The following is a 13,478-nucleotide window of genomic DNA, read 5'->3' on the forward strand; positions in this document are numbered from 1 at the left end:
CGCGAAATCTTGTCCGGCCTTCAGCCGCGCGGGGACAGCGTCTCGACGAATTCGGCGGGCTCGCCCTGCGCGCCCTCCACGATTTCGCCGTCCCACATCACCTTGCGGCCGCGCACGAACGTGCCGACGGGCCAACCGGTCACCCGCTTGCCGTCATAGGGCGTCCATTGCGAGCGCGAGCCGATCCAGTCGTTGGTGATGGTCGCCTCCCGCTTCAGGTCGACGATCGTGAAGTCGGCGTCGTAGCCGAGTGCGACCCGGCCCTTCTTCGCCAGGCCGAAGATGCGCTGCGGGCCGGCCGAGGTGAGGTCGACGAAGCGCGCGAGCGACAGACGATTGTTGGCGACATGGTCGAGCATGATCGGCACCAGCGTCTGCACGCCCGTCATCCCCGAGGGCGATTGCGGATAGGGCTTGGCCTTTTCCTCAAGCGTATGCGGCGCATGATCCGAGCCGAGGACATCGACGACACCATCGGCAATCCCCCGCCAGACGCCGTCGCGGTGGCATGCCTCGCGCACCGGCGGGTTCATCTGGAGCCTCGTGCCGAGCCTCTCGTAGTCGTCGGCCGTCATCGTCAGATGGTGCGGCGTCGCCTCGCAGGTCGCGTTGCGCTTATGGCCGGCCAGGAACTCGATCTCCTCGGCGGTGGAGATGTGGAGGACATGGATGCGCGCGCCGGTCTCCTCGGCGATGCGCACCAGCCGCTGGGTGCACTGAAGCGCGGCGATCTCGTCGCGCCAGACCGGATGCGATCGCGGATCGTTCTCGATCCGCTCGCCGAGCCGGTCGCGCAGGCGGAACTCGTCCTCGGAATGGAAGGCCGCGCGCCGGCGCGTGCGCTTCAGGATCTCGGCGACGCCCGCGTCATCCTCGACGAGCAGCGAGCCGGTGGAGGAGCCCATGAACACCTTGATGCCGGCCGCGGCGGGAAGGCGCTCCAGCTCGGCGACGTCGGCCGCGTTCTCGCGTGTGCCGCCGACCCAGAAGGCGAAGTCGCAATGCATCCGGTGGCGCCCGCGCCGCACCTTGTCGGCGAGCGCTTCTTCGCTGGTCGTCAGCGGATTGGTGTTGGGCATCTCGAAGACGCAGGTGACGCCGCCGAGGACCGCCGCGCGCGAGCCGGTTTCGAGATCTTCCTTGTGCTCGGCACCCGGCTCGCGGAAATGCACCTGGCTGTCGATGACGCCGGGCATGATGGTCAGCCCGCTGCAGTCGATCACCTCGCCGGCCGAGCTAGGGTCGAGCGTGCCGATCGCTGCGATGCGGCCGCCGGCGATGCCGATATCGCGAAGGCCGGCACCGTCCTGGTTGACGACCGTGCCGCCCTTCAGGATCCTCTCGAAGGTCGTCGCCATGATCTGCCTCGCGCTTGTTCGATCGCTTCGCCCGGCATACGTAACGCGACCGGATCACACAAGCAGTGCCCTCACATCGGACCGCCTTGAACGGTCCCGAAAGCGAGCCACGACCCATGCCCTATGCTCCATTGCCGGACCGTGCCCTTCTGGCGGTGACCGGCGAGACCGCCGAACCCTTCCTGCAGAACCTGATCACGACCGATCTCGACACGCTCGAGCCCGGCGAGATGCGGCCGTCTGCGCTTCTGACCCCGCAGGGCAAGATCCTGTTCGAGTTTCTGGTCGGGCGAATCGGCGGCGGCTTCCGACTCGACTGCGCGGAGAGCGCCGCCGAGGATCTGAAGAAGCGGCTCGGCCTCTACCGGCTGCGCGCCAAGGTCGCGATCGAGCCGGAGGACCTTTCGGTCTTCGCCGCCTGGAGCGAGAATGCCGCGCAGCTTCCGGGCGCCCTCGTCGATCGGCGCTTTGCCGGCGGCGACGTCGTAAGGATCCATGGCGAGGTGCCCGGCGGGCTCGACCAGGCGCCGGCCGAGGACTTCCGCGCGCTGCGCCTGCGCGCCGGGATCGCCGAGGCCGAGGCCGACTATCCCGGTTCGGACGTCTTCCCGCATGACGTGCTTCTCGACCAGAACGGCGGCGTCTCCTTCAAGAAGGGCTGCTTCGTCGGCCAGGAAGTGGTCTCGCGCATGCAGCACCGCGGGACGGCGCGGCGCCGGCTGATGCTCGTCTCCAGCGACCAACACCTGACGCCGGGCTCGGACGTCATCGCCGGCAGCAAGGCGATCGGCACGATCCTCTCGGCGACCGACAGGGACGGCATTGCGCTCATGCGAATCGACCGGCTGGCCGAAGCGCTCGCCAGCGGCGAGGCCCTCACGGCAGACGGCGTGGCGGTGGAGATGACGATCCCGCCCTGGGCAGGCTTTTCTCTGCCGGAGATTTCATCCACGGCGGCACCGGAAAGCGCGGAATGAGCCGGACGAAGCAGCCCCAGCCACCGCGCGTGTGGCAGCGCATGCTGTCCGGGCGGCGGCTGGACCTCCTCGACCCCTCGCCGCTCGATATCGAGATCTCCGACATCGCCCATGGCCTCGCCCGCGTCGCCCGCTGGAACGGCCAGACGCGCGGCGACTGCGCCTTCTCGGTCGCGCAGCATTCGCTGATCGTCGAGCAGATCGTCGCGGGACATGAGCCCGATCCGCGCTGGCGGCTCGCCGCTCTTCTCCACGACGCGCCGGAATACGTGATCGGCGACATGATCTCGCCCTTCAAGACCGTCCTCGGGGGCGACTACAAGTCGGTCGAAAAGCGGCTGCAGGCGGCGGTCCATCTGCGGTACGGCCTGCCGGCCAGCCTGCCCGCGCCGGTCGTGAAGGCGATCAAGGCGGCGGATCAGGTGTCGGCCTATTTCGAGGCGACGCTGCTTGCCGGATTCGAGACGCGGGAAGCGGCGAAACTCTTCGGCGCGCCGGGCACCGCGGTCTGCGACGCCGCCGACTTCGCCCCGCGCCCAGCCGCAGAGGTGGGCCAGGCGTTTCTCGACCGCTTCGCCGAACTCGACGCCGTCCTCGCTGCTCCCCGCCCGGCCGAACCGAAGACGCCGCGTCTGGCCAGCGCCGGGCGCAAGCGATAGACAGGGCGATGACCTATCTCGTCGTCTCCTCCCTCGCCGATCTTCACGTAACCGTCGCGGAACACGGCGCGCTCGACGTCGTCACGCTGATCAACGAAGGCACCCCGGTAGAGCGGCCCGCCAGCATCAACGCCGAGCGGCACCTGTTCCTGGGCTTCAACGACATCGTCGAGCCCATGGAAGGCATGACGGCGCCGGCGGTCGAACATCTCGACCAGCTCCTGGAGTTCGGCAGCCGCTGGAGCCGCGAGACGCCGCTCGCCGTCCATTGCTTCGCCGGGATCAGCCGCTCGACGGCGGCGGCCTATATTCTGGCACTGGCGATCAATCCGGAGCTCGACGAGGCGGCGCTCGCCGAGGAGCTGCGCCGCCGCGCGCCCTCCGCCACGCCGAACGCGCGGCTGGTCGCCCTCGCCGACGAAAAGCTCGGCCGCGGCGGCCGGATGGTCGCGGCGATCCGCGCCATCGGCCGCGGCGAGGAGGCGTTCTCGGGAACGCCGTTCGTCCTGCCGCTGGTGTTGTGACCGCCAGCAGGGTCAAAACGCGATCTGTTCGCGTTGTTACGAGAGTCGTAGTATCCGATCGGCGGAAACCAGATATCAATGAGATCCGCCTGTATGGGACCAAAGAACTGAAATACAGCTCCACCAGTCCCTAGTGAATACCAGTTAAATCCACCCAGCGGGCCGCCTTTTGCGTCCACCACAGGCCTCTCATAATTTACCAATTCATTAAACACAATCGACAAAGTATCGACGTGTACAAGCGAGAAATTCTTCTCCGCTCTATCACCACCGACTGAAACAGTAGTTTGCTGCCAAGACCTTATATTGCTTTGATATTCTTGGATAAAATGTCCAGATTTAGAGGGGTCTAATGTTATCCGTAGTCGCGTATCAAGATTGCCAGAGGAAACATGATCCTCATTTTCATTGAGTTTCCTTCTCAATGTATTTGAACCAAATTTCGCAAGGCCATAGCCTGAGACGGCACCGATCAAGAAGGTGAAGATGGGTAGCCACCACTGCAATACGACCTGTCGGAAAGGTGTCACCCATCGGGCCGGATCAATGCCCATCTGGTGATAGAATTCTGCCGCAAAAGGTTCCGTCAGCATCGCTACAAACGCGCCGAGGAGGCCCGCCCCCAACAATCCGACTACTATCTTCCGAACTGCGTCCCTCATGCGTCCGCTGCACTCAATGTTAAGATTGCTTAGCTGCTGACCATTGTAGTTATCCCCTCGATGCTGCCGCCGTCCGCAACAAAATTATCCCCGCGGCTTGTAGGTGTGCTCCTCCGCCGGAAAGGCCCGCGAGCGCACCTCGTCGGCATAGGCGCCGACCGCCTCCGACACCGCCTTGCCGAGGTCGCCATAGCGCTTGACGAAGCGCGGCACACGGTCGGTGAGACCGAGGAGGTCCTCTAGCACAAGGACCTGACCATCGCAGGCGGACGAGGCGCCGATGCCGATCGTCGGGATGGTGATCGCCTCCGTGATCTCCGCGCCGAGTGGCGCGACGACACCCTCGACCACGACGGCGAAGGCGCCGGCCTCCGCCACGGCCGCGGCATCGGCGAGGATCTTGGCGCGCGCCGTCTCGTCATGGCCCTGGCTCCTGAACCCGCCGAGCGCGTTCACCGCCTGCGGCGTCAGACCAATATGGGCGACCACGGGAATGCCGCGCCCGGTCAGGAAGGCGATCGTCTCGGCCATGTGGACGCCGCCTTCGAGCTTGACCGCGCCGCAGCCGGTCTCGGCCATGACCCTTGCGGCGGCGCGGAAGGCATCGGCCGGGCCGGCTTCATAGGCGCCGAAGGGCAGATCGACCGTGACGAAGGCCGATTGCGCCGCCGAGACGACCGCACGCCCATGCGCGATCATCAGTTCCAGCCCCACGCCGAGCGTCGAGGGCATGCCGTGCTCGACCATGGCGAGCGAATCGCCGACGAGGATCATGTCGACCAGCGGGTCGACCAGCCGGGCCATCGTCGCGCTGTAGGCGGTGACCATGACGATCGGGGTCCCGCCCTTGCGCGACAGGATGGCCGGCGCCGTCAGTCGGCGGTTCGGCGTCGGCGTGCTCATCTTTCGCCTCCGGGCTCGGTCTCGTTCAGCTCAGCTATAGGGTGGGCGACCCGCTCGTCGATCAGAAGGACGCCGCCGAAGGCCGCGGTGACGAGCAGCACCACCGGCCGCGCCTCGACCCGCTCCACCGCCTCCAGCGTCTCCGCGTCGGCGAGGTCGAGCGAGCGAAGCTCCGCCAGCGGCTCGGCGGTGATCATGCCGCGCATCGTCTCCAAAACGACCTGCGGATCCGCCTCGCCCGCTCCGATCAGTCGCTCGCCTTCACCGAGCGCCCGCGACAGGACCTTGGCTGCCGCACGCGCCTCGGGGGTCAGGCGAACATTGCGCGAGGACATCGCCAGCCCGTCCGGCTCGCGCACCGTCGGCACGCCGACGATCGTGAGCGGCATGTCGAGATCGGCCACCATGCGCCGGATGACGGCAAGCTGCTGGTAGTCCTTCTCGCCGAAATAGGCCCGGTCCGGCTGGACGATGTGGAAGAGCTTCGACACCACCGTCGCAACGCCAGAGAAATGCCCCGGCCGGACCGTCCCGATCAGGATGTCGCCGAGCGGTTTCACCGATACGGTCGTCTGGCCGGGCCGCGGATACATCTCTTCGACGGTCGGCGCGAAGACGACGTCCACCGCCAGCCGCTCAAGCATTGCGAGGTCGCGCTCCCGGTCGCGCGGATAGGCGGCGAAATCCTCGGAGGGGCCGAACTGCGTCGGATTGACGAAGACCGTCACCACCACGCGATCGCACTCGGCTTTCGCCCGCTCCACGAGGGCGAGATGCCCGTCATGCAGATAGCCCATGGTCGGCACGACGCCGATCGTCTCGCCCTTCCGGCGATAATCGTAGAGTGCCGCCCTCAGCGGCGCGATGGTTTCGATGAGTTGCACGGCCTGCCGTCTTTCGTCCTGTCGGCCCCGCTTCTAGTCGCTGCGACGGCCGGACGGAAGCGTTGGCGCCCGATCAGGCGAGGGAAAACATCGGAAGCGGAATGGCGTGGACAAGGACCCTCCCCTCCTGCGTCTGCCGACCGAGGGGCCTGACCAGCCGCAGAATGGCAGGCCGGCGGGGTCGAATTTGCCGGTCTCCCATTCGTCCCGCTGATCGCTGGGATCACCAGAATGATGTTTTTCCGAAGCTGTCCGGACTGTAATGTCCGGACCCAACGCAAAGGAGACACAAGCCTTGGCATCGTCACCGTCCACTGCAGCTTCGCCCCGAACGTCGCAGCCCGAAAGCGTCGCCTGGCTCGCGATTCTCGCCGGCTGCGCGATCGCGCTTTTGACCTTCGGGCCGCGCTCGGCGATGGGCTTCTTCCAGATCCCGATGCTGACGGACAATGGCTGGAGCCGCGAGGACTTCGGCATCGCCATCGCCGTGCAGAACCTGTGCTGGGGCGTCGGCCAGCCGCTCTTCGGAGCGATCGCCGACAAATGGGGCACCGGCCGCGTCCTCGTCCTGTCGGGCCTACTCTACGCCGCCGGCCTGACGCTGACGGCGTTCGCGCCCTCGCCCTTCTGGCTGACCATCGGCTCGGGCGTCCTCGTCGGCCTCGCCGTCGCCGCCGGCTCCTTCGGCATCGTGCTCGCGGCCTTCGCGCGGCGGGTCTCGGCCGAGCAGCGCTCCTTCGTCTTCGGCCTCGGCACGGCGGCGGGCTCGGCCGGCATGTTCGTCTTCGCGCCGCTCAGCCAGGCGCTGATCGACAGCTATGGGTGGGCGAATTCGCTCCTGGTGCTCTCGGCGATGATGCTGGTGGTCCCGGTGCTCGCCATCGCGCTCAGGGGCAATTCGAGCCGGCACGCCGGCGGTCTCGCACAGGAGATCGAGCAGACCATGGGGGCAGCGCTGCGCGAGGCCTTCGCGACGAAGAGCTATCTCCTCCTCACCTCCGGCTTCTTCGTCTGCGGCTTCCAGGTCGCATTCATCACCGCGCACTTTCCCGCCTATCTCGGCGATCTCGGCATCGCCCCGGTCTGGGCGGTCACGGCGATGGCGCTGATCGGCTTCTTCAACATCATCGGATCGATCGCCTCCGGGATTATCAGCCAGCGCACGTCGAAGCCGCACTTTCTGTCCTTCATCTACATCGCCCGTTCGATCGTCGTGACGATCTTCCTCCTGACGCCGATCTCGCCGGCGACTGTCGTCGTCTTCTCCACCGTCATGGGCCTCCTCTGGCTGTCGACGGTGCCGCCGACCAACGCCCTCGTCGCGGTGATGTTCGGCACCCGCTATCTCGGCCTGCTCGGCGGCCTGGTCTTCCTGTCTCACCAGATCGGCTCGTTCCTCGGCGTCTGGCTCGGCGGCTATCTCTACGTGAAGATGGGCTCCTACGATCCGGTCTGGTGGATCGGCGTCGCGCTCGGCTTGTTCGCGGCGGTAGTGCACTGGCCGATCCGCGAGGCGGCGGTGGAGCGCTACGTCCTGCCTCAGCCGGCCTAGGCCCGGAGGGCGCGGCCGGCCATCGGGCGTTCAGCCGGCGGCGGCCGTGTCCGCCTTGCCCAGCGCCGCCAGGAAACCCGCGCGCGCGTTCGGCTCGGCAATGCCGCGCGGCTCGAAGACATGGCGGGCGAGGAAATAGCCGGTCAGCCGGAAGCCGTCGGCCAAAGCCGCGGGTTCGGCGGCAAGGTCCCGGTCGGTCAGGAAGGTCGGGAGCGGGAGCAGCTTGTCGGCCCAGGGCGCGCCCGCCTCGCGGCTGACGGCCCGTCCAGACTTGGGCGAGACATAGACGAGGTCTTTGCGGACGCCCGTCGCGACACATTCGGTGAGGTCGAGGCCGAAGCCCAGTTCCTCCAGAAGCGCGATCTCGAGGCGCAGCATCAGCTCTCCCGCCCGCTCCGGGGCGTTGAGATGCTCAACGATGACGGCAAGACCGTCATAAAGCCGCGGATGCGGGTCGCGCTCGGGCAGGAGCCTCAGATGCGCGGCGACGAGCTGGATGCCGTTGAGCCCGACGGCGCCCTCCATCAGCCTTGCGGCCCGCAACTCGACCGGCTCGAGCACATAGGTGCCCATGTGCTCGTCGAGGCGCGCGCGCCAATGCGCGGCGACGGTGTTGCCGGGCTGCAGGACCGGCTGCTGGCGACGCGAACGGCCGCCGCGCACGAGGCCGAGATGACGGCCACGCGTCCGGGTCATCAGTTCGACGATGACGCTGGTCTCGCCATGGCGCTTCACGCCGAGGACGATCGCTTCCTCACGCCATTCCATCAGACCGGCCTATCCGATCACCCCGAAAAATCGAGCCCCATCTCGCGGTAGCGTTCGGGGTCGTTGCCCCAGTTCTCGCGCACCTTCACGAAGAGGAAGAGGTGCACGGTCTGCTCGGCCGCCTCGATGATCTCCTTGCGCGCGGCCTGGCCGATCGCCTTGATCGTCTCGCCCTTATGGCCGATGACGATCCGCTTCTGGCTGTCCCGCTCGACATAGATCGTCTGCTCGACCCTTGCCGAGCCGTCCGGCCGGGTCTCCCACAGCTCCGTCTCCACGTGGGAGGCGTAGGGCAGCTCCTGGTGGAGGCGCAGGAACAGCTTCTCGCGGGTGATCTCGGCCGCAAGCTGGCGCAGCGGCAGATCGGAGATCTGGTCCTCCGGATAATACCAGGGGCCTTCGGGCAGGGCCGCGGCGAGATAGTCCATCAGGTCGGCGCAGCCCGAGCCGGTCAGCGCCGAGATCATGAACACCTTCGCGAATTCCGCCCGCTCGGTGATCTCCTTGGTGAGACCGAGCAGCCGGTCGCGCTTGATCTTGTCGACTTTGTTGAGGAGCAGCACCGCCTTCAGCTTGCGCTCCTCGAGCCGCTTCAGGATGACGTCCACCTCCTCCGTGATGCCGCGTTCGGCATCGATGATGGCGAGGACGATGTCGGCATCCTTGGCGCCCGACCAGGCCGTGCGGACCATCGCCCGGTCGAGCCGGCGCTTCGGCGCGAAGACGCCGGGCGTGTCGACGAAGACGATCTGGGCGCGGTCGTGGATGGCGATGCCGCGGACAAGTGCGCGCGTCGTCTGGACCTTGTGGGTGACGATCGAGACCTTGGTACCAACGAGCTGGTTGACCAGCGTCGACTTGCCGGCATTCGGCGCGCCGAGAAGCGCGACGAAACCGGATCGCGTCGGCGCTTGAACTGCGCCCTCGGCAGCGTCCGCGGTCACCCGGCCGCCGTCATCCTGCGGCGCTTCGCTGTCGGTCTCGGGCTTCGGCTCTTCGATGGTCAATCCTCATCCTTCCAGACCGCTTCGCGCCGAAGCACGGTTTCGGCGGCATTCTGTTCGGCAAGGCGCTTGGAGCGCCCCTGTCCCTCAGCCGGTTCGACCCCGTCGACCAGGACCCGCACGGTGAACAGCGGTTCGTGGTCGGGACCGGTCCGGTCGACGATCTCGTAGCGCGGCGGCGTCGGGCCGCGCCGATGCGCCCATTCCTGCAGCGCCGTCTTGGCATCGCGCCTCGCGGTCACGGCCTCGTCCAGCCGGCCGCCCCAGTGCCGGGTGATGAAGTCGCGGGCGGTTTCCATGCCCTCGCCGAGATAGATCGCGGCGATCAGCGATTCGACAAGGTCGGCGCGGATGTTGCGCGTGCGCTCGCCCTTCAGCTTCTTCAGATCGCCGCCCTGGCGCACGAAGTCGAACAGGCCGATCTCGTCGGCGATCTCGGCGCAGGTCTCGGCGCTGACCAGCGCGTTCAGCCGAAGCGAGAGCTCCCCCTCGTCGGCCTTCGGGAACATCGCGAAGATCTTCTCGGCGATCACGAGGCCGAGGACACGGTCTCCGAGAAATTCCAGCCGCTCGTAGCTCTTGTCGCTGCCGCCGTCCGAACGCAGGCTCGAATGGGTCAGCGCCCGCTCGAACCGTGTCCGGTCCTGAAAGCGGACGCCGATCCGCTCCTCCAGCGCCTCGAGCGGCTTTTCGCGTGTCAGCCGAGCCATGTGAAGATGCGCGACGGCCTCAGATCGGTCGGCCACTGCCACAGTTCCAGCGGCGAGACGTCGTCCTTGATCGAGAAGAAGATCACCTGCGCCTTGCCGACGAGGTTCTCGAACGGGACGTAGCCGACGTCGAAGCGGCTGTCGAGCGAGTTGTCCCGATTGTCGCCCATCATGAAATAATGGCCCTCGGGCACCACGAATTCGCGGGTGTTGTCGCCGGCCGAATTGTCGCTGAGGTTCAGCGTCAGATAGGAGACGCCATTGGGCAAGGTCTCGCGAAATTCCGGAACGCGAGTGCCGTCCTCGGCGATGAAGTCGCCCGCTGGCTCACGCGGGACCGCCTTGCCGTTGATGTAGAGGATGTCGTTCCTCACCTGGATGTGGTCGCCCGGCAGGCCGATCAGGCGCTTGATGTAGTCGACATCTTCCTCGTGCGGCTTGCGGAAGACGACGATGTCGCCGCGCGTCGGCTGCGAGGCCAGAATCCGGCCGTCGAAGATCTCCGGCGAGAACGGGAAGGAATATTTCGAGAAGCCGTAGCTCCATTTGGAGACGAACAGATAATCGCCGACGAGCAGCGTCGGCATCATCGATCCCGACGGGATCGAGAAGGGCTGGAACAGGAATGTCCGGATCACCAGCGCCAACAGAAGCGCCTGCACGACGACCTTCACGGTCTCGCCGAGGCCCCCCTTTTCCGTTCGTTCGGCCTCGTCGACCATGTCACCCACTGCCTTCCGTCGCATACTCTCCTCGCGGCGCTGCCGCCCGTCGCCTTCTACCGGCTCGCCCAAGCGGGAGCAATGTGGCGTCTTCCTAAACTTTCCGCAGTGCGGACACCGCTAGAGAGCGGCTCATGGCCTGAAGGATCCGTCGCGGCGAGCATCTTGCAGGCGCAGCTCCGACCTTTGCCTCCCATGCTTGAGGCCGGCCATCCTGTGCGCCCGATGCGCCTGGAAACTGCGGGCGGCGGCGAAGACGAGTCCATAGGACAGAAGGCCTGCGCCGAGGCCGAGCGGCAGCGCCCCGATCATCATTGGTTCGATGATGGGTTTCCAGATCGCGGCGAAATCCATGTGCCGCAGCGCCGAGCCGAGATTTGCCGGCGCTTCGCCATGCGGGGCGCGCGCGCCCAGCAGCCAGTGGCCGACCTCGTAGGTCACGCCCCAGATGAAGGGGAAGGTCAGGGGATTGCCGACCACCGTTCCGAGCGCCGCCGAGGCCATGTTTCCGGCGACGACATAGGCGAGCGCGAAGGCGAGCAGGAAATGGAAGCCGATGAAGGGGGTGAAGGACGCCGCGACGCCCGCCGCAAAGCCTGCGGCGATCGCATGCGGCGTCGCGTTCAACCGCAGGACCCGCTTGCGGAAATAGTGGAAGGACCGCGAGAAGGAGCTGCGCGGCCAAAGAACGGTGCGAACCCGAGAGGCAAGACTGAGGGGCTGGCGCCGCCGAAACAGCATGTCTGTCGTCATCTCCCATCCGAAGCACCGGGGTCGCACCCGCTTTCCGCGTCAGACCCCGGTGAAGGCGCCGTCCCCGGACCATGGACGGTGGCCACCGGTCACAGCGAGCGGCTACCCGGCTTGACCGGCGGAATTGCGGCGAGTTCGGGCGGCAGGGCATCGGCCGGATAGGCCGGTACCTCGTACTCGGCGAGCGCGATGAGTGGCACGCCCACATCGGCCTTGCCGGCGGAGCGATCTATGATGCAGGCGGCGGCCAGCACCTCGGCACCCAGCCCGTGCAGGCAATCGACGGTCTCGCGGATCGAGAGGCCCGTCGTCACGATATCTTCCACGATGACCACCCGCGCGCCGCTTTCGATCTCGAAGCGGCGAAGCCGGAAGACGCCGTCCTCCCGCTCGACCCAGATCGCCGGTGCCCCGAGATGGCGCGACGTCTCGTAGGCCGGGATGAGGCCGCCCACGGCCGGCCCGACCACATAGTCGATCGGCCCCTCGACCGAGGCGCGGATGCGCTGCGCCAGCGCCCGGCAGAGCCGCTCGGTCAGGTGCGGATGCATGAACACCCGCGCCTTCTGCAGGAAGACCGGGCTCCGCAGGCCCGAGGTGAGGATGAAATGGCCCTCCAGATAGGCACCGGCCTCCCGGAAGATGCCCAGAACCTCCTCGCTCGTCATGGTCGTCTCGGTCATCGTTCGTCGTCCCGCCTCTTCTCGCCGCGATGGCCGCTCGATAGGCCGGGACGGAGGTTTCGGCAACCGGGATGGCGTCATCCGTTGACCCGCGCGACCTCCGAGATGCAGTCCTTGGCCCGCAGCTGCTTCAGCGTGCGGTTGAGATGCGACAGGTCCCAGACCTCGAGTTCGATGACCATCTTGGTGAAGTCGGGGGCGGTCGACACCATGGAAAGGTTGTGGATATTGGCATCGTTGATCGCAATGGTCTCGGCGATTTCCGCCAGCGAGCCCGGCTCGTTGATCGCCGACAGCATGATCCGGGCGGGGAAGCGCGCCTTGAGGGCCGCGTCGATATCCCAGCGCACGTCCACCCAGCGGTCCGGCTGCTCGTCATAGGCTACGAGCGCGGGCGACTGGATCGGATAGATGGTGATGCCCTTGCCGGGCTCGATGATCCCGACGATCCGGTCTCCCGGCACGGCACCGTCCGGCCCGAAATGCACCGGCATGTCGTCGCCGACGCCGCGGATCGGAATGGCGTTGGAGCCCTTCTTCTCGCGCTCCTTCTCCCGAACCTTGGGCCGGCCCGGCACGCGGAAGATCATGCCGGCGGCAGTCCGCAGGTTGAACCAGCCCTCCTCCTCGCGGCGTGGACCGCGGCGCGTGACGCGGCTGTCCTGATAGTCGGGATAGGCGGCCTTGAGAACGTCGGTCGAGGAGAGTTCGCCCCGCCCGACCGCGGCCAGCGCATCGTCGATGTCGCGATGGCCAAGCTTGCCGAGCAGCGGCTTCAGAGCGTCACGCGAGTACGTCTTGCCCGACCGGGTAAAGGTGCGCTCCAGGATCTGCTGGCCGAGGCCGGAATACTGCCTTCGGATCGAGACCCGTGCCGCGCGCCGGATGGCGGCCCGCGCCTTGCCGGTCACCGCGATGTTCTCCCAGGCCTGCGGCGGCGTCCCGCCCTTGGCGCGGATGATCTCCACCTCGTCGCCATTGGCGAGTTCGGTCACCACCGGCATGATCCGGCCGTCAATCTTGCAGCCGACGCAGCTGTCGCCGACATCGGTGTGGACGGCATAGGCGAAATCGATCGGCGTCGCGCCACGCGGCAGCGCGATCAGGCGGCCCTTCGGCGTGAAGCAGAAGACCTGGTCCTGGAAGAGCTCCAGCTTGGTGTGCTCGAGGAACTCCTCCGGGTTGTCGCCGGTCGCGAGCAACTCGATCGTGCGGCGCAGCCAGCCGTACGCGTTCGAATCCTTCGACAGGTGGACGCGGGCATCCTCGTCGCTGCCGAGGTCCTTGTAGACCGAATGGGCCGCGACGCCGTACTCGGC

At 66.8% G+C, this 13,478-nt stretch carries 14 protein-coding genes; 4 read left to right on the forward strand and 10 right to left on the reverse strand.

Annotation, left to right across the window (positions count from 1 at the left end; translation table 11 throughout):
* Positions 1 to 20: 20 nt before the first annotated feature.
* Complete coding sequence (locus tag LH400_RS01165; RefSeq protein ID WP_229150817.1) at positions 21 to 1,358, reverse strand: dihydroorotase; 1,338 nt, start codon at positions 1,356 to 1,358, stop codon at positions 21 to 23.
* A 116-nt stretch (positions 1,359 to 1,474) separates the two neighbouring features.
* On the opposite strand from LH400_RS01165, the gene ygfZ reads away from it, so the two are divergent.
* The 3 genes from ygfZ to LH400_RS01180 are packed head-to-tail and all read left to right on the forward strand — an operon-like array spanning position 1,475 to position 3,518.
* Positions 1,475 to 2,335, forward strand: a complete 861-nt coding sequence (ygfZ, locus tag LH400_RS01170; protein ID WP_229150818.1) for a CAF17-like 4Fe-4S cluster assembly/insertion protein YgfZ — start codon at positions 1,475 to 1,477, stop codon at positions 2,333 to 2,335.
* Positions 2,332 to 2,994, forward strand: a complete 663-nt coding sequence (locus LH400_RS01175) for an HD domain-containing protein (protein ID WP_229150819.1) — start codon at positions 2,332 to 2,334, stop codon at positions 2,992 to 2,994. Before ygfZ ends, LH400_RS01175 begins: the two co-directional genes overlap by 4 nt.
* An 8-nt stretch (positions 2,995 to 3,002) precedes the next feature.
* Complete coding sequence (locus tag LH400_RS01180) at positions 3,003 to 3,518, forward strand: tyrosine phosphatase family protein (protein ID WP_229150820.1); 516 nt, start codon at positions 3,003 to 3,005, stop codon at positions 3,516 to 3,518.
* 746 nt (positions 3,519 to 4,264) lie between these two features.
* Here the strand turns inward: LH400_RS01180 and panB are convergent.
* Both panB and panC read right to left on the reverse strand, forming a co-directional pair.
* Positions 4,265 to 5,083: a 3-methyl-2-oxobutanoate hydroxymethyltransferase gene (panB, locus tag LH400_RS01185; RefSeq protein ID WP_229150821.1), complete on the reverse strand. Its 819-nt coding sequence runs from the start codon at positions 5,081 to 5,083 to the stop codon at positions 4,265 to 4,267.
* A complete protein-coding gene (gene panC / locus LH400_RS01190) occupies positions 5,080 to 5,967 on the reverse strand; it encodes a pantoate--beta-alanine ligase (RefSeq protein WP_229150822.1) in 888 nt (295 codons plus the stop codon). The genes panB and panC overlap by 4 nt, the downstream gene beginning before the upstream one ends.
* A 262-nt stretch (positions 5,968 to 6,229) precedes the next feature.
* On the opposite strand from panC, the gene LH400_RS01195 reads away from it, so the two are divergent.
* Positions 6,230 to 7,519 (forward strand): MFS transporter, encoded by a 1,290-nt coding sequence (locus tag LH400_RS01195; protein ID WP_370638299.1) that lies wholly within the window; start codon positions 6,230 to 6,232, stop codon positions 7,517 to 7,519.
* Positions 7,520 to 7,549: 30 nt separating this feature from the next.
* Here LH400_RS01195 and recO read toward each other — a convergent pair whose 3' ends face one another.
* The 7 genes from recO to LH400_RS01230 all read right to left on the reverse strand — a co-directional run.
* Positions 7,550 to 8,287: a DNA repair protein RecO gene (gene recO / locus LH400_RS01200; RefSeq protein ID WP_229150824.1), complete on the reverse strand. Its 738-nt coding sequence runs from the start codon at positions 8,285 to 8,287 to the stop codon at positions 7,550 to 7,552.
* Between the two features lie 17 nt (positions 8,288 to 8,304).
* Complete coding sequence (gene era, locus LH400_RS01205) at positions 8,305 to 9,231, reverse strand: GTPase Era (protein ID WP_229151227.1); 927 nt, start codon at positions 9,229 to 9,231, stop codon at positions 8,305 to 8,307.
* A 59-nt stretch (positions 9,232 to 9,290) separates the two neighbouring features.
* A complete protein-coding gene (rnc, locus tag LH400_RS01210; RefSeq protein WP_229150825.1) occupies positions 9,291 to 10,001 on the reverse strand; it encodes a ribonuclease III in 711 nt (236 codons plus the stop codon).
* The gene (gene lepB / locus LH400_RS01215) at positions 9,989 to 10,723 is read right to left on the reverse strand and encodes a signal peptidase I (RefSeq protein WP_229151228.1); all 735 of its coding nucleotides are present in this window, start codon (positions 10,721 to 10,723) and stop codon (positions 9,989 to 9,991) included. Before lepB ends, rnc begins: the two co-directional genes overlap by 13 nt.
* A 132-nt stretch (positions 10,724 to 10,855) precedes the next feature.
* Complete coding sequence (locus LH400_RS01220) at positions 10,856 to 11,476, reverse strand: DUF2062 domain-containing protein (RefSeq protein WP_370638300.1); 621 nt, start codon at positions 11,474 to 11,476, stop codon at positions 10,856 to 10,858.
* An 89-nt stretch (positions 11,477 to 11,565) separates the two neighbouring features.
* On the reverse strand, positions 11,566 to 12,144 hold the full coding sequence (gene pyrE / locus LH400_RS01225) for an orotate phosphoribosyltransferase (RefSeq protein WP_229151230.1): 579 nt from the start codon (positions 12,142 to 12,144) through the stop codon (positions 11,566 to 11,568).
* Positions 12,145 to 12,236: 92 nt separating this feature from the next.
* Positions 12,237 to 13,478, reverse strand: a 1,242-nt coding sequence (locus LH400_RS01230; RefSeq protein WP_229150826.1) for a RelA/SpoT AH/RIS domain-containing protein, incomplete at its 5' end; no start/stop codon positions are given.

It is taken from the genome of Jiella soli, from assembly GCF_020615385.1.
Lineage (GTDB): Bacteria > Pseudomonadota > Alphaproteobacteria > Rhizobiales > Rhizobiaceae > VKMB-3413.